At 72.0% G+C, this 21,418-nt stretch carries 23 protein-coding genes and 1 tRNA gene; 11 read left to right on the top strand and 13 right to left on the bottom strand.

All coding sequences use genetic code 11. The annotated features are described in order from the left end of the window. The 3 genes from FHX81_RS21275 to FHX81_RS21265 all read right to left on the bottom strand — a co-directional run bounded on the left by FHX81_RS21275 (position 1) and on the right by FHX81_RS21265 (position 3,093). Positions 1-1,386, bottom strand: coding sequence for a PP2C family protein-serine/threonine phosphatase (locus FHX81_RS21275; protein WP_141979823.1), 1,386 nt, complete (start codon positions 1,384-1,386; stop codon positions 1-3). Next, positions 1,383-1,844: an FHA domain-containing protein FhaB/FipA gene (locus FHX81_RS21270; protein WP_141979822.1), complete on the bottom strand. Its 462-nt coding sequence runs from the start codon at positions 1,842-1,844 to the stop codon at positions 1,383-1,385. The genes FHX81_RS21275 and FHX81_RS21270 overlap by 4 nt, the downstream gene beginning before the upstream one ends. Before the next feature lie 70 nt (positions 1,845-1,914). After that, a complete protein-coding gene (locus FHX81_RS21265) occupies positions 1,915-3,093 on the bottom strand; it encodes an FHA domain-containing protein (RefSeq protein ID WP_141979821.1) in 1,179 nt (392 codons plus the stop codon). Between the two features lie 116 nt (positions 3,094-3,209). On the opposite strand from FHX81_RS21265, the gene FHX81_RS21260 reads away from it, so the two are divergent. The 3 genes from FHX81_RS21260 (at position 3,210) to FHX81_RS21250 (ending at position 5,006) form a co-directional block, all read left to right on the top strand. Beyond that, a tRNA-Leu gene (locus tag FHX81_RS21260) sits at positions 3,210-3,292 on the top strand. A 449-nt stretch (positions 3,293-3,741) separates the two neighbouring features. Continuing rightward, positions 3,742-4,359 (top strand): hypothetical protein, encoded by a 618-nt coding sequence (locus FHX81_RS21255; protein ID WP_141979820.1) that lies wholly within the window; start codon positions 3,742-3,744, stop codon positions 4,357-4,359. A gap of 14 nt (positions 4,360-4,373) precedes the next feature. Then, positions 4,374-5,006, top strand: a complete 633-nt coding sequence (locus tag FHX81_RS21250) for an SDR family oxidoreductase (RefSeq protein ID WP_141979819.1) — start codon at positions 4,374-4,376, stop codon at positions 5,004-5,006. Positions 5,007-5,018: 12 nt separating this feature from the next. Here the strand turns inward: FHX81_RS21250 and FHX81_RS21245 are convergent, their stop codons facing one another. After that, positions 5,019-6,296: a D-arabinono-1,4-lactone oxidase gene (locus FHX81_RS21245; protein WP_141979818.1), complete on the bottom strand. Its 1,278-nt coding sequence runs from the start codon at positions 6,294-6,296 to the stop codon at positions 5,019-5,021. A gap of 73 nt (positions 6,297-6,369) precedes the next feature. Between FHX81_RS21245 and FHX81_RS21240 the strand changes: the two genes are divergently transcribed. Continuing rightward, entirely contained in the window at positions 6,370-7,557 is a 1,188-nt protein-coding gene (locus FHX81_RS21240) for an amino acid deaminase/aldolase (RefSeq protein ID WP_141979817.1), read from the top strand. A gap of 9 nt (positions 7,558-7,566) precedes the next feature. Here FHX81_RS21240 and FHX81_RS21235 read toward each other — a convergent pair whose 3' ends face one another. Next, positions 7,567-8,181 (bottom strand): TetR/AcrR family transcriptional regulator, encoded by a 615-nt coding sequence (locus FHX81_RS21235; protein WP_141979816.1) that lies wholly within the window; start codon positions 8,179-8,181, stop codon positions 7,567-7,569. A gap of 117 nt (positions 8,182-8,298) precedes the next feature. Here FHX81_RS21235 and FHX81_RS21230 point away from each other — a divergent pair, with 117 nt between their 5' ends. The 3 genes from FHX81_RS21230 to FHX81_RS21220 are packed head-to-tail and all read left to right on the top strand — an operon-like array spanning position 8,299 to position 11,548. Beyond that, positions 8,299-9,525: a glycoside hydrolase family 1 protein gene (locus tag FHX81_RS21230; RefSeq protein ID WP_141979815.1), complete on the top strand. Its 1,227-nt coding sequence runs from the start codon at positions 8,299-8,301 to the stop codon at positions 9,523-9,525. A gap of 47 nt (positions 9,526-9,572) precedes the next feature. Then, the gene (locus FHX81_RS21225) at positions 9,573-10,745 is read left to right on the top strand and encodes an MFS transporter (protein ID WP_141984051.1); all 1,173 of its coding nucleotides are present in this window, start codon (positions 9,573-9,575) and stop codon (positions 10,743-10,745) included. Positions 10,746-10,756: 11 nt separating this feature from the next. Continuing rightward, positions 10,757-11,548, top strand: a complete 792-nt coding sequence (locus FHX81_RS21220; protein WP_141979814.1) for an SDR family NAD(P)-dependent oxidoreductase — start codon at positions 10,757-10,759, stop codon at positions 11,546-11,548. Between the two features lie 248 nt (positions 11,549-11,796). Here FHX81_RS21220 and FHX81_RS21215 read toward each other — a convergent pair whose 3' ends face one another. Further along, positions 11,797-12,159, bottom strand: a complete 363-nt coding sequence (locus FHX81_RS21215) for a hypothetical protein (protein ID WP_141979813.1) — start codon at positions 12,157-12,159, stop codon at positions 11,797-11,799. 13 nt (positions 12,160-12,172) lie between these two features. Then, positions 12,173-12,499, bottom strand: a complete 327-nt coding sequence (locus FHX81_RS21210; protein ID WP_141979812.1) for a hypothetical protein — start codon at positions 12,497-12,499, stop codon at positions 12,173-12,175. 270 nt (positions 12,500-12,769) lie between these two features. Here FHX81_RS21210 and FHX81_RS21205 point away from each other — a divergent pair, with 270 nt between their 5' ends. From FHX81_RS21205 to FHX81_RS21195, 3 genes are all read left to right on the top strand, one after another. After that, on the top strand, positions 12,770-14,092 hold the full coding sequence (locus FHX81_RS21205; RefSeq protein ID WP_246107912.1) for a helix-turn-helix domain-containing protein: 1,323 nt from the start codon (positions 12,770-12,772) through the stop codon (positions 14,090-14,092). Positions 14,093-14,112: 20 nt separating this feature from the next. Then, on the top strand, positions 14,113-15,003 hold the full coding sequence (locus tag FHX81_RS21200; RefSeq protein WP_141979810.1) for an aminoglycoside phosphotransferase family protein: 891 nt from the start codon (positions 14,113-14,115) through the stop codon (positions 15,001-15,003). 92 nt (positions 15,004-15,095) lie between these two features. Further along, complete coding sequence (locus FHX81_RS21195; protein WP_246107911.1) at positions 15,096-15,389, top strand: hypothetical protein; 294 nt, start codon at positions 15,096-15,098, stop codon at positions 15,387-15,389. A 46-nt stretch (positions 15,390-15,435) separates the two neighbouring features. Here FHX81_RS21195 and FHX81_RS21190 read toward each other — a convergent pair whose 3' ends face one another. The 5 genes from FHX81_RS21190 to FHX81_RS21170 all read right to left on the bottom strand — a co-directional run bounded on the left by FHX81_RS21190 (position 15,436) and on the right by FHX81_RS21170 (position 19,192). Beyond that, complete coding sequence (locus FHX81_RS21190) at positions 15,436-16,230, bottom strand: NAD(P)H-binding protein (protein ID WP_141979809.1); 795 nt, start codon at positions 16,228-16,230, stop codon at positions 15,436-15,438. 61 nt (positions 16,231-16,291) lie between these two features. Continuing rightward, positions 16,292-17,314: a copper resistance D family protein gene (locus FHX81_RS21185; protein WP_141979808.1), complete on the bottom strand. Its 1,023-nt coding sequence runs from the start codon at positions 17,312-17,314 to the stop codon at positions 16,292-16,294. Then, entirely contained in the window at positions 17,311-17,862 is a 552-nt protein-coding gene (locus FHX81_RS21180; RefSeq protein WP_141979807.1) for a copper resistance CopC family protein, read from the bottom strand. Before FHX81_RS21180 ends, FHX81_RS21185 begins: the two co-directional genes overlap by 4 nt. Then, complete coding sequence (locus FHX81_RS21175) at positions 17,859-18,617, bottom strand: YcnI family copper-binding membrane protein (RefSeq protein WP_141979806.1); 759 nt, start codon at positions 18,615-18,617, stop codon at positions 17,859-17,861. The genes FHX81_RS21180 and FHX81_RS21175 overlap by 4 nt, the downstream gene beginning before the upstream one ends. Positions 18,618-18,667: 50 nt before the next feature. Then, complete coding sequence (locus tag FHX81_RS21170; protein WP_141979805.1) at positions 18,668-19,192, bottom strand: hypothetical protein; 525 nt, start codon at positions 19,190-19,192, stop codon at positions 18,668-18,670. Positions 19,193-19,317: 125 nt separating this feature from the next. Between FHX81_RS21170 and FHX81_RS21165 the strand changes: the two genes are divergently transcribed. Further along, positions 19,318-20,967 carry a BCCT family transporter gene (locus FHX81_RS21165; RefSeq protein ID WP_246107910.1) on the top strand — a complete coding sequence of 550 codons (1,650 nt, stop codon included), beginning with the start codon at positions 19,318-19,320 and terminating at the stop codon, positions 20,965-20,967. Here the strand turns inward: FHX81_RS21165 and FHX81_RS21160 are convergent. Next, a complete protein-coding gene (locus tag FHX81_RS21160) occupies positions 20,948-21,379 on the bottom strand; it encodes a DUF6474 family protein (protein ID WP_141979803.1) in 432 nt (143 codons plus the stop codon). The genes FHX81_RS21165 and FHX81_RS21160 overlap by 20 nt on opposite strands. Positions 21,380-21,418: the final 39 nt, after the last annotated feature.

Here is a 21,418-nt window from a genome sequence, read left to right as displayed (position 1 = left end):
CTACTGACCCTTTCGGCAATCCGTGCCCGGCTTCTGCACGGGCGTGGTGAGGGGTGTCCCCTCCACGGTGGTGGACGTCGTCGCCTCGGTCGAGGTTGCGGTCGGCGGCGCGGCGGTGGTGGACGTCCCCGTGGTGCTCTCGGCGGTGTCCTTCGGGCAGAACGGCAGCGTCTGCTCGGTGCGCAGCCTGCGGATCGCCTCCCGGGCGCCCTCCAGGCCGTCCACGTCGGTGATGCCGTTGCGCACCACGTCCCGGGTGGCGACCTTCAGGTCGTCCACCGTGATCGGCTCGCACGCCTGCGCCCCGGGCGGGCAGGAGCCCTCCACCTCGCGGTGCAGGTCGAAGCCGAACACGCTGCCGGTGACGCCGCGGAACACCGACACCTCGCCGTTCTCGCCCGCGCCGACGTAGTACTGGCGCAGCACGTACCAGCGGGTGCCCAGGCCGGCCGCGACGACCAGCAGGAGCAGGAAGACCACCAGGGCCAGCGCCTTGAGCCGGTTGCCGCGCGAGCGCCGGGGGTCCGGCGGCGGCATCGGCTCGACCCGCTGCGGGATCGGGCGGGGCCCGGTGATGGAACTCGCCCGCGAGGCGGGCGAGTCGGGGGGTGGTGGGTCTTCGCTGCCGTCTCCGGCCGCGCCGCCCACTATGGGCGCGTCCTCCCCGAAGTCGACGTCGACCACGTCGGCGACGACGACCGTCACGTTGTCGGGGCCGCCGCCCTTGAGCGCCAGCTCGATCATCCGGTCCGCGCACGCCTGCGGGTCCGGGATCCGGATCGCCTCTTCCAGCGTCTCCATGCTGACCACGCCGGACAGGCCGTCCGAGCACAGCAGGTAGCGGTCGCCCGGACGGGCTTCCCGCACCATCAGCCTCGGCTCCACCTCGTGGCCGGTCAACGCGCGCAGCAGCAGCGACCGCTGCGGGTGCGTGGCCGCTTCCTCTTCGGTGATCCGTCCCTCGTCGATCAACGACTGCACGAACGTGTCGTCGTGCGTGATCTGCGTGAACGTGCCGTTGCGCAGCATGTAGGCGCGGGAGTCGCCGATGTGCACCATGCCCAGCCGCGAGCCCGCGAACAGCACGGCGGTGAGCGTGGTGCCCATGCCGTCGAGGTCGGGGTCGCTCTGCACGAGCTCGGAGATTGCGCCGTTGCCGGCGATCACCGCGTCGCGCAGCTGGCCGAGCAGGTCGTCGCCCGGCTCGTCGTCGTCGAGCGGGGCCAGGGCCGCGATGACGACCTTGCTGGCGACCTCGCCCGCGGCGTGGCCGCCCATGCCGTCGGCGAGGGCGAGCAGGCGTGGGCCCGCGTACACGGAGTCCTGGTTGTTCGAACGGACCAGGCCCCGGTCGCTGCGGGCCGCGTATCGGAGGACGAGGGTCATGAGCGCAGCTCGATCACCGTTTTGCCAATTCGGATCGGGGAGCCGAGCGGGACCCGGAGTGGGGCCGTGACCTTCGCCCGGTCGAGATAGGTGCCGTTCGTGGAGCCCAGGTCCTCCACGTACCAGTCGGTGCCGCGCATCGACAGCCGCGCGTGCCGGGTCGACGCGAAGTCGTCGTCCAGCACGAGCGTCGAGTCGTCGGCGCGGCCGATCATGATCGGCCTGCCGTCCAGGGAGATGCGCGTGCCCGCCAGCGCGCCGTGCGTCACGACGAGCTGCCGGGCCGCCTTCGCCCCCCTGGCGGCCTTGCTAGCGCCTCTGCCGAACTTCGGCGTCGGGACGCGGAGCCCCGACGCCGCGTACAGGTCGGAGCGGACCACTCGAAGCGCAGCCAACACGAACAACCAGAGCAGGACGAGGAAACCCGCTCTGGTCAGCTGCATCACCAGCTCTGGCACCGGTTGTAACCGCTCCTGACTTGAGTGCCGTCACGCCTTCGCCCGAATCGACGCGCCCAGAATGTACTGGTCAGCCCTGGGTGCGGTAGACCAGCGAGGAGTGGCCGATGCGGACGACGTCGCCTTCCGCGAGCTGCCAAGTCTGCACTGGGGTGCCGTTCACCGTGGTGCCGTTTGTCGAACCGAGATCAGCGAGCATGGCACTGTGCCCGTCCCAGGTGATCTCCAGGTGCCTCCTGGAGACCCCGGTGTCGGGGAGCCGGAAGTCCGCTTCCTGCCCGCGGCCGACCACGTTGCCGCCCTGCTTGAGGTTGTAGGTGCGGTTGGAGCCGTCGTCCAGGTGCAGCGTCGCGTTCAGCTGACGCGGGCCGGACTGGACCGCCGGCGGCGCGTAACCCGCGGCCGGGTCGCCGTAGCCCTGCTGGCCGTAGCCCTGGTCGTAGCCGGGCTGCTGGCCGTAGCCCTGCTGCCCGTAGCCCTGGTCGTACCCGGGCTGGGCGTAGCCCTGGTCGTAGCCCTGCTGGCCGTAGCCGGGCTGCTGCTGGCCGTACCCCTGGTCGTAACCGGGTTGGCCGTAGCCCTGGTCGTAGCCCTGCTGCTGCTGGCCGTAGCCCTGGTCGTAGCCGGGCTGCTGCTGGCCGTAACCCTGGTCGTAGCCCTGCTGCTGCTGGCCGTAGCCCTGGTCGTACCCGGGCTGCTGCTGACCGTAACCCTGCTGGTCGTAGCCCTGCTGCTGCTGGCCGTAGCCGCCCTGTGCATAGGGGTCGTAGGCGGGCTGGCCCTGTCCTTGTCCGTAGCCGGGAGGCTGGCTCATGGATCCGTCTCCTGCAGTGCGAGGTGGTGCTGACCGTCGGCTGGCAACTTTCACGTCGGGGTCGACGGACGAGCTGGTTCGGAACTGTCCCGTGTGCAGCGCGTCGGAGCGCTCCAGGGAGACTACGACGTCACCATAGGTATCCCATCCGCTCTCTTCGAGGTGCTCCCGGATGGAGTCCCCCAGAAGCTGGGTGATGCGTAGTTCATCCTGACCGTCCCCGGCAAGCCGATCGTGGTCCTGCGGACCCAGCAGGACCTTGAAGTGGTTCGGAGCGAGCAACCTGCCACCCGCCAACTCGCGGATGCTGCTCTCCGCCTCCCGTTGCAGTGCCTGGGCCACTTCCTGCGGGACGACGTTGCCACCGAACACACGCGCGAAGGTGTTGCCCACGATGCCTTCGAGACGGCGCTCGAAGCGCTGTACGAGGCCCACGGCAACCCTCCGACCCGGTCGACTTCTTGCTCCGATCGTATCCGGGCTGACGTGGCGGGACACGGGGCAATTGGTAACCCGGACGGGGACCGTGCTAGTGTTCTCCACGTCGCTCCGGGCGAGTGGCGGAATGGCAGACGCGCACGGTTCAGGTCCGTGTGTCCGAAAGGACGTGGGGGTTCAACTCCCCCCTCGCCCACAAACGAGAAGCCCCATCCACACCGGTGGATGGGGCTTCTTCGTTTTCCACTCCCTTTCCACCGCCGGCGTCGGCGTGATGTCTGTCACCCGTCCGGCCGCGGCCGAACGTGGTGGCCGCCGGGGCGGTCGGTCGGTTTCGCGCGGCGAGCGGTCGGCGTGCGGTCGGCGACGGGGGCGGCGGATCCGGTTCGGCGGTCGTTCCAGGCGAGCGACGCACACGCTGAGCAGTCTTCCGGGGCTCGCGGAGCACCGGGGTCACCCAGACGGCAGCACCGCCGGACCGAAGTCGCCCCGCCCGCCGCCGACCGGTTACCGACCGCTCGGCGCCGTCGATCGCAGGACGCCTTCTGCCCCGGGGGTGCGACCGGTCCCACCTGGTACGCCTTACCCAGAGCACGAGTCGAAACGCGGCGGACAGCCCGCCGTGGTTGCCGAGGAGGCCCTGGCGTGAGCAGCACACCAGCACGGATCGCGGACACCGACGACGCCAGGGCGCTGTCGGCCACCGCCGTTCCGGTTCCCGAACTGCCCGGTTCCGTCGAGGAGCTGGCCGCGTCGGCGGCCGTGCGCCTCGGCTGGCACGGCGTGGTGCTGCCCGAGATGGTCCTCATGGGGCGCAGGGTGATCGTGGTGGCGGAGCTGCTGGCCGACGCGCACGCCGAGCGGTTGTGCCTGGGCGCGGGTCCGGAGCCGGACCGCACCACGGTGTCGACCTGGGTGTGGCCGGAGATGGACGGCCGGGTGCCGCCCGCCGCGGTGCGGATCGTCGGCGTGCTGGCGGTCGCCCGCCACTGGCGCACCGCGCTGGCCTCGGCGGTGCCGTTCGCCCGCTTCGGCAACGCGGCCGCCGTGCTGCCGACGTCGGTCGTCTTCACGCACGACTACCTGGCGAACTGCCTGCCGCGGGTGCGCCGCTACGGCGTCTCGGTGCTGCTGGCCGACGAGGAGCTGCAGCTGAGCACGGACGTCGCGGGCCGCAACGAGACCGTGCCGGTCGAGGACACCGCGACCACCCGCTGGGTGAACGAACTCGTGTACGAGCAGGTGCTGGCGACCGCGTCCTGACCTACGGTCGGACCATGCGGGTAGTGATCGCGGGCGGACACGGCAAGATCGCGTTGCGGGTGGAGCGGCTGCTGGCCGCGCGGGGCGACAGCGCCACGGCGCTGGTGCGCAACCCCGACCACCACGCGGACGTGCTGGACGCGGGCGGTGTCCCGGTCCACTGCGACCTGGAGGCGACGGACGTCGCTTCGGTCGCGGACGTGATGACCGGCGCGGGAGCGGCGCTCTTCGCCGCGGGCGCCGGGCCGGGCAGCGGGGTGGCGCGCAAGGACACCGTGGACCGGGCGGCGGCGGCGCTGTTCGCCGAGGCGGCGGAACGGGCGGGCGTGCGCCGGTTCATCCAGATCAGCACCACCGGCATCGGCCGCACCACCGGTGACGAGGTGTTCGACGCCTACCTGGCGGCCAAGGGCGCCGCGGAGGACGACCTGCGGGAACGGGACCTGGACTGGACGATCGTGCGGCCGGGCAGGCTGACCGACGACGAGCCGACCGGCCTGGTCGAGCTGTCCGAGAAGCCGCTACGGGGTTCCGTACCCCGCGGTGACGTGGCGGCGGTCGTGGTGGCCCTGCTGGACCGCCCCGGGACGGTCCGCCGGACCTACGAGCTCATCAGCGGCGACACCCCGATCGCCGACGCGTTCTGACGTCGCGCCTCGTCAGCCGAGCACCCGGTCGAGGTAGGCGTTGGTGAACTTGCCGGTCGGGTCCACGTCGGCGCGGACCCTGCGGAAGTCGTCGAAGCGCGGGTAGCGGTCGCGCAGGGTCTGCGCCGTGAGGGTGTGCATCTTGCCCCAGTGGGGCCGGCCGCCGACCGCGCCCGCGATCCGCTCGAACGCGTCGAAGTAACGCCGGTACGGCATCCCGAGGTACTGGTGCACGGCGATGTAAGCCGTGTCACGTCCGTGCGCCGTGGACAGCCAGATGTCGTCGCCCTGGGCCACCCGCACCTCGACCGGCACGATCACGCCGTGGTCCAGGCCCGCGACGGCCGCGCGCAGCTCGCGCAGCACGTCGTGCAGCGCGGCCCGCGGCACCGCGTACTCGGTCTCCACGAACCGCACCCGCCTGGGTGTGACGAAGACGCGGTGCGAGACGTCGCGGTAGTCGCGCTCGGAGATGAGCGACCCGCAGACCCGGTTGAGCGTCCTGGTGGTCGCCGGCACGGCCTTCGCCAGCTTGCAGACCAGCCCGAACGCGCCGTTCTCCACCACCTCGTACTCGTAGAACCGGCGCGCGGCCGACAGCGGCGCGGCCGGGTGGTCGACCCGGTTGTTCCGCTTCACGATCACCCGGTCGGAGTGCGGGAACCAGTGGAACTCCACGTGGTCCTCGACCGCGGTGAGGTGGTCGAACTCCTCCAGCACCGCGTCGAGCCGGCCGGGGTACTCGCGGGCGTGCAGCACGAACGACGGCACGCACCGCAGCGTGACCGTGCTGATCACGCCCAGCGCGCCGAGCCCGACCCCGGCCGCGTGGAACAGCTCGGGCCGCTCGGCGGCCGAGCAGCGGACCAGCGACCCGTCCGCGAGCACGAGCTCCAGCGCGACCACCTGCGTGGCCAGGCCGCCGAGCTTCGCGCCGGTGCCGTGCGTGCCGGTGGAGATCGCGCCCGCCACCGTCTGGGCGTCGATGTCGCCGAGGTTGGCCAGGGCCAGCCCGAGCACGTCCAGCAGCGCGTTGAGCTGCCGCAACGTGGTGCCGGAGCGGACCGTGACCAGCGTGCCGGACACCTCCACGATGCCCGTCCAGGCGTCCAGGTCGATGGCCACGCCGGGTGCGACGGCGATGTCGGTGAACGAGTGCCCGCTGCCGCGCGGGCGGACACTGGAGGCGCCCGCGACCGCCGAGGCGAGTTCGTCGACGCTCGCCGGGCGTTCCACCCGGTGCGGGTTCGCGGACGCCGTGCGTGCCCAGTTCGTCCACGGGGTCCCCATGCCCACCTCCGGGTGTGACGCGTTCCACGAACCGTAGGTGAAAGCTATTCACCTTTCAAGTACGGTGAGGCCCATGCAGCACCGCACGCGCCTGGACGTCGCGACGGAGGAGCACGACCCGCCGTTCGCGATCGTCGACCTGGACGCCTTCGACAGCAACGCGGCCGACCTCGTGCGGCGCGCGGGCGGGCGGCCGATCCGGGTGGCGAGCAAGTCCGTCCGGGTGCGGGCGCTGCTGGAACGGGTGCTCGCGCGGCCCGGCTTCGCGGGCGTCATGTGCTACTCGCTGGCCGAGGCGCTGTGGCTGTCGTCGGTCGACCTGTCCGACGACCTGCTGGTCGCGTACCCGACCGTGGACCTGGCGGCGCTGTCCGAGCTGGCCGAGGACGACAAGGCGCGCGAGCGGATCAGCATCGTGGTCGACTCGACCGCCCACCTCGACCTGGTGCAGGCCGCGCTCGGCGCCGCGCACCCGGAGATCCGCGTGTGCCTGGAGCTGGACGTGTCCTGGCGACCGGTGCCCGGTCTGCACATCGGCCCGCGCCGCTCACCCGTGCACACGGCGCGCGAAGCCCGCGCCCTGGCCGAGGAGATCGCGCGCCGGCCGGGGTTCCGGCTGGTCGGCGTGATGGCCTACGAGGGTCAGATCGCGGGGCTCGGCGACCGGCCGCCCGGCAAGCCGGTGCGCGGCGCGGCGCTGCGCTGGATGCAGCGCCACTCCGCCGCCGAGCTGGTCGAGCGCCGGGCGGCGGCCGTCTCGGCCGTGCGCGGGGTCGCCGAGCTGGAGTTCGTCAACGGCGGCGGCACCGGCAGCCTGGAGGTCACCGCGGCCGACCCGTCGGTCACCGAGCTGGCCGCTGGCTCCGGCCTCATCGGCCCGACCCTGTTCGACGGCTACCGCGGCTTCCGTCCCAGGCCCGCCGTGCTGTTCGCGCTGCCGGTCGTGCGCCGGCCGACGCGGCGGGTGGCCACGCTGTTCTCCGGCGGCTACATCGCCTCCGGCACCGCGACCGCCGACCGCCAGCCCACCCCGTACCTGCCGGTCGGGCTGAAGCTGCTGCCGCTGGAGGGCGCGGGCGAGGTGCAGACCCCGGTGGTGGGCCGGGCCGCCGACTCGCTGCGCCTGGGCGACCGGGTGTGGCTGCGGCACGCCAAGGCGGGCGAGCTGGCCGAGCGGTTCACCCACTACCACGTCGTGCGGGGCGACGTGGTGGAGCGGACCGTGCCCACCTACCGGGGCGAAGGTCGCTCGTTCGGCTGAGAAAGGGCGCTAGTCCGGGAGCCTGGTCGACAGGTAGCCCCGCACCAGCGCCTTGGCCTCGTCCAGGATCCGCTGGTCGCCGGCCGGGTCACGGCGGAACGCGAGGTTCAGCACGCCGTCCGCCGCCTCGACCGCGATCGAGATCGGGAGCTGGATCTCGGTGAACGGGATGTCGAACTTGGCCGAGATCATCTCGGCGATGCGGTCGGAGATGACCGTGTTGTTGTCGCGCCGGTCGTCGAGCAGCCGCATGTCGACCACGTCGCCGAAGTGCAGCTTCGAGAACGCGGGCACCTCGCGGTGCATCGAGACGTACACGTCGAAGATCGAGTCGACGGCGTCCCACCAGTGCTCGAGGGTGGTCGAGGTGAACCGGCCGTCCACCGTCTGGATGAACTTCTCCAGGTTGCGCAGGGTCAGCGCCTGCACGACCGCCCTCTTGTCGGGGAAGAACTGGTAGAGCGAGCCGACCGCGACGCCCGCGCGTTCGGCGATGAGTGTCGTGGTGACTCCGTCGTAGCCGACCTCCTCGATGAGCTGGGCGCAGGCTTCGAGCATCCGCTCGACGCGCTTGGCGCTGCGCTGCTGCACCGGCTGGCGGCGCAGTGGGGTCGTACTGGTCACGGCGACTCCTGCTGACTGGGTGGCGGGTCTCCATAGTGCCCGGTCCTGGACCTTTCCACTTCACTTCACGGCGCAACACGCCTACGATCCGAATCACTTTCATGTTTGGAGGCCGGTGTGAGCGCGTCCGAGGAATTCCTGTGGGGTGTGTCGACCTCCGCGTTCCAGATCGAGGGGGCGTTCACCGCCGCCGGGAGGCGACCGTCCGTGTGGGACGCGTTCCCGGCGTTCGAGGGGCAGGACGCGTCGGTGGCCTGCGACCACTACCACCGCTACCGCGAGGACGTCGGCCTGATGCGGTCGCTGGGCGTGAACGCCTACCGGTTCTCCGTGTCGTGGCCGCGGGTGCTCGCGGGCGACCTGGTGTTCTACGACCGGCTGGTCGACGAGCTGCTCGAATCCGGCATCGCGCCCGTCGTCACGCTGTACCACTGGGACACCCCGCTGGAGGTCGAGGAGCCCGGCGGCTGGCTCCACCGCGACACCGCCTTCCGCTTCGCCGACTACGCCGCGCGGGTCGCGGACCGCCTGGCTGACCGGGTCGCGCTGTGGATCCCGATCAACGAGCCCGCGATGGTGACGCTGCTCGGGTACGCCACCGGGCAGCACGCGCCGGGCCAGGCGCTGCTGTTCGACGCGCTGCCCACCGCCCACCACCTCAACCTCGCGCACGGGCTCGCCGTGCAGGCGCTGCGTTCCGCCGGAGCGCGCGCTGTGGGCACGGCCAACAACCACACACCCGTGTGGCCCGCGGACCCCGCCGACCAGCCGGCCGCGCAGGCGTACTCCGAACTGCACAACTGGCTCTACGCCGACGCGCAGCTGGCCGGCCGCTACCCCGACGCGCTGGCCGACCGCTTGCCGATCGTGGACGGCGACCTGGCGATCACCTCCGCGCCGCTCGACTTCTACGGCGTCAACTACTACAACCCGACCCGCGTGCGGCGGCCGTCCGAAGGCAACCCGCTGCCGTTCGAGCTGGTGGAGATCGACGAGTACCCGAAGACCGGTTTCGGCTGGCCGGTCGTGCCGTCCGGGCTGTCGGAGATGATCTCCCTGTTGCGAGATCGATTTGTCGACTTGCCTCCGGTGTACGTGACCGAGAGCGGGTGCAGCTACCCGCACTCCCTGGACGACACCGAGCGGATCGAGTACCTGGACGGGCACATCGAGGAAGCCTTGAAAGCGGACGTGCGCGGGTACTTCGTGTGGTCCTTGATGGACAACTTCGAGTGGGACTCGGGGTACTCGCAGCGGTTCGGCCTGGTCCACGTCGACTACGAGACGCAGCAACGCACCCCGCGCGCCTCCTACGAGTGGTACCGCGATCGGATCAGGAGGTGACCGCCGAGGCACTGGCGGAACCGGTCGTCCCCGTCCGCCGGTCGTGGATGACGTGGCTGTTCCTGGCCAACCTCGGCTTGTGGCTGGCGATCTACGCGCCCATCCAGGTACTGCTCCCGCACCAGGCCGAACTGCTCGACGCCACCGCCAAGGAAGCGGTGTTCGGGCTGGTCACCGGCGTGGGAGCGCTCGTGGCGCTGGTGGCGAACCCGCTGATCGGGCTGTCGTCGGACCGCACCACGTCACGCTTCGGGCGGCGGCACCCGTGGACCCTGGCGGGCGCGTCGACCGGGGCGGTCGGCCTGGCGGTGCTGTCGTCCGCGTCCTCCGTCGGGGTGATGGTGCTCGGCTGGTGCCTGGTGCAGGCGGGGCTGAACGGGATGCTCGCCAGCCTCACCTCCGCCGTGCCCGACCGGGTGCCCGTGCGGCAGCGGGCCAAGGTCGGCGGGCTCGTCGGCGTGTCCCAGATGCTCGGCACCGTGCTGGGCGCGGTGGTGGTGACGGTGCTGGTCAGCGGCCTGGCCCAGGGGTACCTGGCGTGCGCGGCGCTGGTCGTGGCGGGCGCGCTCGCGTTCGTGCTGATCACCCCGGACGTCCGGCTGCCGCGAGCCGACCGCCCGCCGCTGCGGTGGCGCGAGCTGTGGGTCTCGCCCCGGCTGCACCCGGACTTCGCCTGGGCCTGGTCCGCCCACTTCATGATCAACCTCGGCAACGCGTTCGGCACGCTGTACCTGCTGTACTTCCTCGACGACGTGGTCCGGCACCCCTCGCCCGAGGACGGCCTGCTGGTGCTGATGCTGCTCTACGGCGTGGCGCTGGCGATCGGCGCGTTCGCCGTCGGCGCCCGCTCCGACCGGACCGGCCGGCGCAAGCCCTACGTGCTCCTGGCCGCCGGCGTGATGGCGGCGGCGGCGCTGCTGCTCGTCGCCTGGCCCACCTGGACGGCCGCGCTGATCGCCGCGCCGCTGCTCGGCGTCGGCTTCGGCGGCTACTGGGCGGTGGCGCTGGCCCTGCTGACCCAGGTGCTGCCCGCCGCGTCCGACCGGGCCAAGGACCTCGGCGTGGTCAACATCGCCAACTCGCTGCCCCAGGTGGTCGCGCCGCTGCTGACGACGTTCGTGCTGGCGTCACTCGGCGGGTACCGGGGGTTGTTCGCCGTCTCGGCGGCCGCCACGCTGTGCGCGGCGGCGCTCGTGATCAAGGTCCGTTCGGTGGCGTAGGGGGAGTCCAGGTGCGGTTGGCGGGTAGGACGGTCGTGGTGACCGGCGCGTCCCAGGGCATCGGCGCGGCGACCGCCCTGACGCTCGCGGGGCGCGGTTCGGTTGTCGTGCTCGTGGCACGCAGCGGTGAAGCGCTCGACGAGCACGTCGAACGGATCAGGGCGACCGGTGGGCGTGCGCTCGCGGTACCGGCCGACCTCGCGGACGTCGATCAGATCCACGCGCTCGCCGAACGGGTGATCGCCGAGGTCGGCGTGCCGGACGTGCTGGTCAACAACGCGGGCGTGGGCCGCTGGCTGTTCCTGGACGACACCCCGACGCCCGAGCTGGCCGGCATGATCGCCCTGCCGTTCACCGCGGCGCTGCACCTGACCAGGGAGTTCCTGCCCGGCATGCGGGCGCGCGGCACGGGCCGGGTGGTCAACGTCAACTCGCCGGTGTCCCGCCTGCCCATCCCCGGCGCGACCGGCTACGCGGCGGCCCGCTACGCGCTGCGCGGGCTGACCGCGGCCCTGCGGCTGGACCTGCGCGGCACCGGGATCGGGGTGAGCGAGGTCGTGCCGGGCAAGGTGAGCAGCCGGTACTTCGTCAACAACCCCGGCGCGGAGGCGCGGATCCCGGCGCTGGCCAGGGTGATCCCGACCGTGACACCGCAGGACGTGGCCGCGCGGATCGCCGAGGCGGTGGAGCGGGAGCGCGACGAGGTGGTGTTCCCGTGGCAGCTGCGGGCGTTCGACCTCGCGGGCCGGCTGTTCCCCGGGCTGACCGGCTACCTGACCTGGCGCACCGGCACGCACCGCTGACCTCGTGAAACGGCCCCGATGCCCGCGCGGGAGGTGCGGACATCGGGGCCGGGTTGGTGCCCGCGGACCGGTGCCGGTCGGGGAGGGAAGGTGTGCACGACACCGGCCCGCGGATGTCTGTGGAGTTGTCTTTCAGCTGGCCGGCGGTCCGTTCGTCGCGGTCGGGGGTTCGCACGTCCCGGACCGCCGGCCAGTAGGCGGGTGCTCGACCTGGTCGCGTCGGGGGAACGACAGGTCGGGGCCGCCCGTCAGTGGGCTCGCATCACCATTCCCCGGCGCGACCGGGTGACGGGAGGCGTCACCGGCGCCGATCGGAGGTGCCGAGCCGGACGCGGGGCCAAACCGCCCGCGACCAGGTGTTCGTACGCGGCGCGCCACACCGAGCAGGGGCTCTTCTGCTGCCGCCACCGCCCGGAGCACTCGGGGCAGTTGCCCTTCTCGTCCGGTTCGTGCGCGGCGAGCAGGGCCCGCCACCCCTCGGTCAGCCGAGGGAGCTCGGAACGCGCCACCGACAGCAGGGACGGGGCGTCGGCTTCGTTGGCCAGCTCCGTGAGCAGGTCGAGCCGCTCCCACACCGCGTTGCGAAGAACTTGTCCGAGGATCTCGTCCACCGAAACGTCACCGTCACCTTTCCGCCTGCTCGGCGGCCTCACGTAGCGCGGCCCTGAGTTGTACGAGTTGGTCGGCCGAGAGGACCGCCGTCTCCCCGGGAGGCCCGACCAGGACCACGCGGCCCCGGTCGACCATCACGGTGAGGCAGCGCTCCCGGTCGACCACGTCGCTGCAGCGGATGCGCCACCAGCGACGGTGCCCGGTCGTGCCGCGCCATCCGGAGTCGAGGTCGGTCGACTCCCGGACGGACATCGATGAAGGGGAGGAGGCCGTCGCGACGGCAGGCGCGGCCGACCCACCAGGGGTGGTCACCGCCCGCTCGATCAGGTCCACGACCATGTTCCTCTCCGTGCTCGCTCGCTTACCGGAACCCAGATTGCGATGATTCATGCCGGATCGGGACGTCACAGCGCTGGCCGGTGGCCGTTCCACGGTAAGCGGTCAGCGGAGTTCGGCAGGGCCGATCAGCCTCGCCGATCGGTACTTCTCGCAGTCGGGGGAGTGCCCCTACTCTGCCGTTGACGCCCAAAGGACTGTGAGGGGGCGCAATTGAACACCATCGGTTCGCCGAGCTCTCCTGTTACACCAGACGTCTGGGACCAGCAGGAGATGCGTGACGCCCTGGCCAGACGAGAGATCAGCGCGGTCTACCGGCTGCTGCGGCGGCACGGTGTGTCGCAGCGCCAGATCGCGGCGTTGACGGGCCAGTCGCAGTCCGAAGTCTCGGAGATCCTCAAGGGACGTCAGGTCATGGCCTACGACGTCCTCGCGCGGATCGCCCAGGGCTTGGGTGTCCCAAGGGGGTACATGGGCCTCGCTTACGACGAGGCCACGGCAGTGAGGGTGGCCGCCACGGCGGAGTCACCCCATTCTGAGGAGGACGAGTCGGTGAAGCGAAGGAAGTTCCTCGCGCACGCCGCCGCCATCACCGTCGGCGCGGCCGTGTTCGGTACGGACTCCGGGTCTTGGGCTTCATCGCCCGCGCAGACTCCGGCCCCTGGCCGCATCGGCATGACCGACATCCGACAGGTCGAGGCGGCCACCAGGGCGTTGCGCACGCTCGACTACCAGTACGGCGGCGGCTCGTGCCGCGACGCCGTCGTCGCCCAGCTGTCGTGGGGCCAGCAGATGCTCGGCGCGAACGCGACCGACCTGGTCAAGGAACGCCTCTACGTCGCGCTCGCCGACCTGCACAACCTGGCCGGCTGGACCTCGTTCGACACCGGCCTGTACGACTCGGCCCGCAACCACTTCGGCCAGGCGCTCGGCCTCGCCAAGCAGGGCCGCAAGGAAGAGCTCGTGGCCAACATCCTGTACCGGATGGGCCGCGTCTACCTGCACCAGAACGCGCCGGACGACGCGCTGAAGGTGTTCCAGCTCGGCCAGTTGGCCGCCCAGAACTCCGGTTCGGAGCTCGCGGTCGGCATCCTGTGCGCCAACGAGGCGTGGGCCTACGCGAAGATGGGCTCCGACGACCAGGCGCTCAAGCTCCTCGGCCGCGCGCGCGACGAGTTCGCCCGCGCCAACATCGCCGAGTCGCCCGCGTGGGCCAAGTTCTTCGACGCCAACGACCTGTCCGCGATGATCGGGACGGTGCACACGGAGCTGGCGCAGACCGTGGACGCGAAGTACACGCGCACCGCGGTGCCCGCGCTGACCAAGGCCATCAGCGGCTACGGCGACGAGATGGCTCGCAGCAGGTCGTTCAACCTCACGTCGCTGTCGATCAACCACCTGCTCGACGGCGACATCGACCACGGCGCCCGGCTCGGCCGGCAGGCGATCGAGCTGTCCGAGGGCTTGAAGTCGGTCCGCACGAAGGACCGGATGAAGCCGCTGCAGCACGAGGCGGAGAAGCGCCGCAACAACCCCGATGCCCGTGAGCTGGCCGAACGCCTGGCGAAGTTCACCGGCAACGACAGCGCGGCCTGAGCCGCGGGGAGTCGGGGTCGGTGGACGGCAGGTTCACCTCCGCCGCGTTGACGGCCGTGCTGGCACGGCTGTGCGCCCAACTGGGGTTGGCGCACCGCGGCGCGAGGCTCGTGAAGTTCACCAGCAACGCCGTGTTCGACCTGCCCGAGGACCGGGTGGTGGTCCGCATCGTCGGTTCCACGACGCTGCGCCACCGGGCGCGCAAGGTGGTCGACGTCGCGCGGTGGCTGGCGTCGCACGGCGTGCCGGCGGTGCGGCTGGTCGAGGACGTGCCGCAGCCGTTGGCGGTGGGGGAGCACCTGGCCACGGTGTGGCACGCGGTGCCGTCCGGCGGCCGGCCGGTCGACGGCCGCGACCTGGGGCGGGTGCTGCGCCAGGTGCACGCGCTGCCCGCGCCGGAGTTCGAGCTGCCGCGCTGGACGCCGCTGGACGACGTGCGCCGCCGCATCGCCGACGCCGAGGAGCTGTCCGCGCCGGACCGCCGGTTCCTGGAGGACCGGTGCGCCGAGGCCGACCACCGGCTGGCCGAGCTGCGGACCGTGCTGCCGCAGGGCGTGCTGCACGGGGACGCGCACCTGGGCAACCTGATCCCCAGCCCCGACGGGCCGGTGATCTGTGACTTCGACTCGACCAGCGTCGGGCCGCGCGAATGGGACCTGAGCACCCTGCCGGTCGGCGTGGCCCGCTTCGGCCACCCCGCCGAGTGGTACCGGCAGTTGGCCGACGAGTACGGCTTCGACGTGGTCAGGTGGGCCGGTTTCCCGGTGTTGCGCGAGGTCCGGGAGTTGAAGCTGACCACGAGCGTGCTGCCGATCATGCGCAGCCACCCCGGCGTGCGGGACGAGCTGCACAGCCGGCTGAAGGCGTTGCGCGTGGGCGACACCACGACACCCTGGACGCCCTACCGCTGAAACCGGGGTCGTGGGGGAACGAACCGGTAACACTCGCCGCGCGTCCTACGACTGAGGCATCGAGAGTGCGGTCCGGGGTCGGCGAGGTGTGCGTGGTCGGGAATCTGCCGGTGTTGCGGCGTCGGAGGGCCAGGCGTGCCCTGCGCGCGGCCCGGATGTTGGACGAGGTCGTGGACACCCAGCTGCCGTTCCTGGCGCAGTTCGACCAGCAGCGCCGCGAGCGCTCGGCGAACTACCTGGCCGAACTGGTGAAGCTCGCGCAGGACTACCGGTACTTCGCCAACGGCTGGATCGACGCCAAGGAGCTCGAACGGCGCGGCCAGGACGCGATGGCGGCGCTGAACCGCCTCCGCGAGGACACTTCCGCCCGACCGGTCACCGACTAGCGCGTTCGGCGCAGTTCGCCGCACCGAACAGACCACTCACCGACGCTCAGCCGCGCCATGCGCCTCCTTCCCACGCCCGCAGGGCGTAGTCGTGGAAGCTCTTGGGCTCTTGTCCCGTGATCCGGGCGACCACGTCGGTCGGCTCGCCGTCACGCAGCGCGTCCCACGCCCGGATCTGCGCCTCGGCGAGCTCGACGGGCATGACGGCCCGGTAGTCGTCCGGCGTGCCGCGGAACGCGATCCGCCGGCCGGTGATCCGGGCCAGCACGTCCAGCGCCTGCGGGAACGACAGCGACTCGGGCCCCGTCACCTCGTAGGTCTCGCCCTCGTGCCCGTCCTCGGTGAGCGCGGCCGCGGCCACCGCCGCGATGTCGTCCGCGTCGACGAACGCCTGCTTCTTCCCGCCGAGGGGCAGCACCAGCTCGCCCGCGAGCACCGACGGCCGGAAGAACCCCTCGTCGAAGTTCTGGTCGAACCAGTCCGGCCGCAGCACGGTCCACCCGACGCCCGACTCGCGGACCAGCCGCTCGGCGGCGAGCAGCCGCTCGTCGCCCATCTCCACCACACCGCGCGTGGACAGCAGCACGAGCCGCCGCACGCCCCGCGCCACGGCGTCGTGCACGAAGTCCGGGTCGACCGGCAGCTCGTGCGGCGCCATCAGGTAGACCCGTTCGACGCCGTCGAGCGCACCCGCCCACGTGCCGCGGTCGGACCAGTCGAAGCGCACGTCGCCACGGCGTGACGCCCGGCGCACGCCGTGGCCCGCCGCGGTGAGTCGCGCGGCCACCCGCCTGCCCGTCGAGCCGGTGGCACCCAGCACCAGGATCGGTAGATCAGCCATGGACGCACCCCACCACAGGGGTCCGACAATCCCGCGCGACCCGGCGGCGCGTCCGAGCGGGTCAGGCGACCGGTGCGCGGGAGAGCACGACCGCCAGGCCGAAGGCGATGCCCATGATGGCCAGTTCCACCGCGGCCCAGCCGACGATCGCCGTCGTCTTGTGCTGCGCGATGTGCGGCAGGAACCGCCAGCGGATGTTCGCGCCCAGCAGCGCGAGCAGGCCGGCGCACACGATCTTGCCGACCAGCACCACCCCGTACGAGGTGGTGAAGAGCGAGCCCGGCAGGCCGATCACCGGGTTGAGGGCGAGTTCCAGCAACCCGTTGAACAACCCGGTGACCGACACCAGGACCAACGCGATCGTGGCCAGCTTCGAGAATTTCGGCAGCGCCTCGGCCAACAACCCGCGGCGGTGCGCGACCAGCACCACCAGAGCCGCCAGGCCGCCGGTCCACGCGGCCGCGCCGAGCACGTGCAGCTCCATCGAGATCATGGAGTAGTCGTGGTACTTCCAGTTCGACGCGTGCCCGGTCACCGGCAGCGGCAGCAGGCCGAACATGGCGATCAGGATGCGCAGTTCCGCCGGCACCGATTCGCCGCGGCGCACCGCCATCACGCCGATCCACAGGTACACCAGCGCGCACACCGCGCTGAACAACAATCCCTGCCCCGCGCCGACGCGTTGCACGTAGTCCACGACCATCGGCATGGTCAGTTCCGCGTCCGGTCGCGTTTCGTACGCGCGGATCACGATCGACAGCAACGCGGTGAACGCCCACACCGCCGCGGCGACCACGGCGGCCGGCCGGGCCACGCGCAGGACCGGCTCGGTGAGGGCGGGCCGGCTGAACCCGAGCAGCTTCGGCAGCAGGGACAGGCCGACGACGACGGTCGCGGCGAGGTCCAGCAGCGTGCGCACCAACGGGTGCGCGAACCGGACCACCACGCCCGGCTCGGCCACGCCCACCGCTTCCGGTGTGGTGGACAGGCCCAGGCCCAGGAACACGCCGACGGCCCCGCCTGCCAGCAGGCCGCCGACGACCCAGTACCTGTTCGCGATCGTGGTGGTCCGGTTCACGGTCATCGCTTGCCGTTCTCCCCGGTGCCGCCGCCGCGCAGCGCGAGGAACGCGCCACCGGCCAGCAGCACGGCCGCGCCGACGATCCACACCCAGATGGGCACGCCGCCGTCGGACGACGCGGAGCCGGGGTCCTCGCCGTTCGCCGCGGCGGGCGCGGGCGTGCCGCTGCCCGCCTTGGTCAGGGTGAACTTGAGCGAGCCGGTCACCGGGTGCCCGTCCGCGGACAGCACCCGGTAGCCCACCGCGTACTCGGCGGCCGGACCGAGGGGGCGGACACCGAAGACGACGCTGTTGTTCTTGACCGTCGGCTCGCCGTCCGCTTCCCAGCGCGTGCCCTCGGGCCCGGTGACGGTGACCGTGTTGAACTTCTCCCCGGCCTGCACGGGCTGGTCGAAGGTCAGCGTGATGGTCGCCGGCCCGGCCTCCAGCTGCGCCCCGTCCTTGGGGTCGCTGCTGATCAGCACGTTGTGCGCGGACGCCGGTGCGGCCGTGCCGAGCGCGACGGCACCCGCGACCAGGCCGGTCAGCAGCAGCGAGACGACGCGCCTCATGCCGTCGGCTTGCCCGCGCGGCGGGACCGCAGCACGGCTCCCGCGCCCAACCCGAGCCCGAGCGCGCCCACGACCAGCCCGGCGCCGCCCAGCCAGCGGGCGGTGTCGTCGGTCGCCGCGGCGGCGGCCGTGTCGTGGCCGTCGTCGGCGACCGCCGTCGTCGTGGTGGCCGTGCCGTGGTCGTCGCCGCCGGTCTTGGCGACCAGCTTCAGCACGGGCGCGGGGCGTTCCGGCTCGTCCGCGCCCTCGGCGGGCGGCGCGTTCCAGTCCACGACCTCGCCGCTGTCGTAGGTCTGCTTGGCGGGCATGACCAGTTGGTCGGTGTTGTCCGGCAGCGGCCCGATGGACAGGTCGAACTCGTTGAACTGGCCGGGCTCGATGCGGGTGCCCGGGTCGGCGGTCCACGTCACCGTGCGGACGGCCTCGGTGACCTCGCGGCCGTGGCTCTTGACCGGCGTGGCCAGCTTCTCCTTGACCGCCTCGACCTTCCAGCCGGGCGTCGGCCTGGTGCTCACCGAGGCCAGCGGGTACTCGGCGGGCAGGGTCACCTCGAGCTTGACCGTGCCCGCGTCGGGGCGCTCGTTGGGCACGCGGAACGTGACCTTGGTGTAGCCGCCCTGGACGGCGTCCTTCGGGGTGGACGCGGTGACGTGCGCGGACGCCGCGCCGGCGGTGGTCAGCGCGAGGATCGCGGCGGCGGCGAGCACGGCGCCGCCGCGGGCGAGCGTGCGCACGCCGAAGTGATTTGTCGACATGTAGTCGTGGCTCCTGGGCCTGAGTTGCGTGGGTACGGGGACTCTGGTGATCAGGAGCGAGGAGGGCCGCGACGGCCGTGCACCCGCCGCAGCAGCACGTCGACCAGCGCGTTCCGCGACGACGACGGGGTCGGCGACCACAGCGCCCCGGCCGGTGCGACCGGCGCGGGAGGCAGGGGCAGCAGCCGGGTGACGGCGACGGCGAGCGCGTGCAGCACCGCGTCGGCACGGGCCAGCAGCAAGCCGGTGAGCAGTGCGGCGACCACGTGCGCGGCGGCCATGGCGGTCGGGCCGAACCCGAGCCCCGGTCCGTCGGCGGTGTGGTGGCCGAGGGTGAGCAGCGCGTGCTGCCCGAGCTGCGCGACACCCAGCGTGGCCAGCACCGACCACGGCCGCCGGCCGCGCTCGGCGAGCGCCGTGCCCGCGAACGCGACGAGCAGCGTCAGCGGCAGCGCGGGCGCGAACTCGGTGACCGAGCCGCCCGCCGCACCGTGCGCGGTGACGCTGAGTGCGGCCGAGGTGACGGCCAGCAGCACGGCCCGCGCGAGGCGGGTCGGAGCGGGCCGGCTGGTCACACCACAGAGAGTAGGAGGTGACGGGGTGCGGGCGTGAGTCCCCACCCGCACCCGCGGGTTTTCCCTAGGCCGAACGGGGGTATGGGTTACCCGTGACGACCGAGAACAAACCTGTCAACGAGCCTTTGCCCGGAGATCCGAAAGCGGATCGACCGGGTCGCACGGACCGTGTGGTCTTCGGTGTCGCCGCCGTCGTCACGCTCGCGTTCGTGGCCTGGGGCATCTTCGGTACGGCGTCCCTCGCCACGGCGTCGAAAGCGGCCCTGACCTGGGTCATCACCAACCTCGGCTGGGCGTTCGTGCTCACCGCGTCGGGCTTCGTGCTGTTCGCCCTGTGGCTCGCGGTGAGCCGCTACGGCCGCATCCCGCTCGGCCGCGACGACGAGCAGCCGGAGTTCCGCACGATCTCGTGGGTCGCGATGATGTTCAGCGCGGGCATGGGCATCGGGTTGATGTTCTACGGGGTCAACGAGCCGCTGTCGCACTTCGTGCAACCGCCGCCCGGCACCGTCCAGGGCGGCACGGACCAGGCCGTGCAGACCGCGATGGCCACCACCCTGTTCCACTGGACGCTGCACCCGTGGGCGATCTACGCCGTGGTCGGCCTGGCCATCGCCTACGGCAGCTTCCGCCGCGGCCGCAGCCAGTTGATCAGCGCCGCGTTCGCGCCCCTGCTCGGCCGCCGCCGCGCGGAGGGACCGGCGGGCCGGGCCATCGACGTGCTGGCGATCTTCGCGACCCTGTTCGGGTCGGCCACCTCGCTCGGGCTGGGCGCGTTGCAGATCGGCAGCGGCCTGCGGGTCGCGGGCTGGCTGGGCGAGGTCGGCAACGGGGTCGTGGTGGGCGTCATCGCCGTGCTGACCGTGGCGTTCGTCGCGTCGGCGGTGTCCGGCGTGGCCAAGGGCATCCAGTGGCTGTCGAACACCAACATGGTGCTGGCCCTGGTGCTGGCCGCGTTCGTGTTCGTGGTCGGGCCGACGGTGTTCGTGCTGAACCTCGTGCCCACCGCGATCGGCGACTACTTCCGCGAGCTGGCCGACATGGCGGGCCGCACCGCCGCGTCCGGCGGCGACGCGACCGAGACGTGGCTGTCCGGCTGGACGATCTTCTACTGGGCGTGGTGGATCTCGTGGACGCCGTTCGTCGGCATGTTCATCGCCCGCATCAGCCGCGGCCGCACGATCCGCCAGTTCGTGGCGGGTGTCATCGGCGTGCCCAGCCTGGTGAGCCTCGCGTGGTTCTGCGTGTTCGGCGGCACGGCGATCTTCGTGCAGCGGTCCGGCATCGACCTCGCGGGCACGGCCTCGCCGGAGGGGCAGCTGTTCGGGCTGCTCGACCGGTTCCCGCTGGCCGGCGTCGCCGGTGTCGTCGTGATGGTGCTCGTGGCGATCTTCTTCGTGTCCGGCGCGGACGCCGCGTCCGTCGTGATGGGCACGCTGTCGCAGCGCGGCTCCATCCGACCGGCCAAGGCCGTCGTCGTGTTCTGGGGCGTGCTCACCGGCCTGGTCGCGGCGGTGATGCTGCTGGTCGGCGGGTCGAGCGGGCTGACCGGCCTGCAGAACCTGACGATCATCGCCGCGCTGCCGTTCCTGGTCGTCATGGTCGGGCTGTGCGTGTCGCTGGCCCGGGACCTGCGCAGCGACCCGCTCATCCGGCGCGAGGAACGGGTCGCCGAGGTGATGGAGGAGGTCACCGCCCAGTTCGACCCGGCCGACCCCAACCCGGAGGAGACCGCCTACCGGACCGTGGAGGAGCTCACACGCCGAGGCGTTTGAGCAGGTCCGCTTCCATCGCGTCCAGGTCGACCGAGATCGCGCGGTGCGCCGCCTTGCGCCGCGGTGCGGGCATCCGCTCCGACGCCCGCACCGCGGCCAGCAGCTGCGCCAGCCGCCTCTCGGTGTCCTGGACGTAGGTCCGCTCGGAGTCACCGAGCTGGGCGAGCGCGTCGGAGAACCCGGCGATCCGGGCGTGCAGCCGCGCGCCCTTCCCCGAGTACCTGGTCAGCTGGTCGACCGGCACCCCGAGCCGCGAGGCCCGGTAGTGGTCGTAGCGGTCGCCCAGGAGCGCGGCGGCACGAGCCGCGACCGGCGCCATCACCGGGATCAACGCGGGCGCCAGCACCTTGGCCACGCCCACGAGGTTCTTCGCCCGGCTCGGGGTGAACCCCTTGCCCTTCTCACGTGCCACGGCCGCACCTCCTCAACCGCAAACCCTAGGCCGGTTCCG

It is taken from the genome of Saccharothrix saharensis, from assembly GCF_006716745.1.
Taxonomy (GTDB): domain Bacteria; phylum Actinomycetota; class Actinomycetes; order Mycobacteriales; family Pseudonocardiaceae; genus Actinosynnema; species Actinosynnema saharense.
Note: the sequence above shows the minus strand (reverse complement) of the source record. Positions and strands in the feature narration are given on the sequence as shown.

Excerpts from the sequence above, each read along its gene's own strand:
- FHX81_RS21210 (WP_141979812.1), bottom strand. The coding sequence starts at position 12,499 with ATGGTCGTGGACCTGATCGAGCGGGCGGTGACCACCCCTGGTGGGTCG.
- FHX81_RS21180 (WP_141979807.1), bottom strand. The coding sequence starts at position 17,862 with ATGAGGCGCGTCGTCTCGCTGCTGCTGACCGGCCTGGTCGCGGGTGCC.
- FHX81_RS21205 (WP_246107912.1), top strand. The coding sequence starts at position 12,770 with ATGCGTGACGCCCTGGCCAGACGAGAGATCAGCGCGGTCTACCGGCTG.
- FHX81_RS21185 (WP_141979808.1), bottom strand. The coding sequence starts at position 17,314 with ATGACCGTGAACCGGACCACCACGATCGCGAACAGGTACTGGGTCGTC.
- FHX81_RS21175 (WP_141979806.1), bottom strand. The coding sequence starts at position 18,617 with ATGTCGACAAATCACTTCGGCGTGCGCACGCTCGCCCGCGGCGGCGCC.
- FHX81_RS21240 (WP_141979817.1), top strand. The coding sequence starts at position 6,370 with ATGCAGCACCGCACGCGCCTGGACGTCGCGACGGAGGAGCACGACCCG.
- FHX81_RS21245 (WP_141979818.1), bottom strand. The coding sequence starts at position 6,296 with ATGGGGACCCCGTGGACGAACTGGGCACGCACGGCGTCCGCGAACCCG.
- FHX81_RS21250 (WP_141979819.1), top strand. The coding sequence starts at position 4,374 with ATGCGGGTAGTGATCGCGGGCGGACACGGCAAGATCGCGTTGCGGGTG.
- FHX81_RS21275 (WP_141979823.1), bottom strand. The coding sequence starts at position 1,386 with ATGACCCTCGTCCTCCGATACGCGGCCCGCAGCGACCGGGGCCTGGTC.
- FHX81_RS21225 (WP_141984051.1), top strand. The coding sequence starts at position 9,573 with ATGACGTGGCTGTTCCTGGCCAACCTCGGCTTGTGGCTGGCGATCTAC.
- FHX81_RS21190 (WP_141979809.1), bottom strand. The coding sequence starts at position 16,230 with ATGGCTGATCTACCGATCCTGGTGCTGGGTGCCACCGGCTCGACGGGC.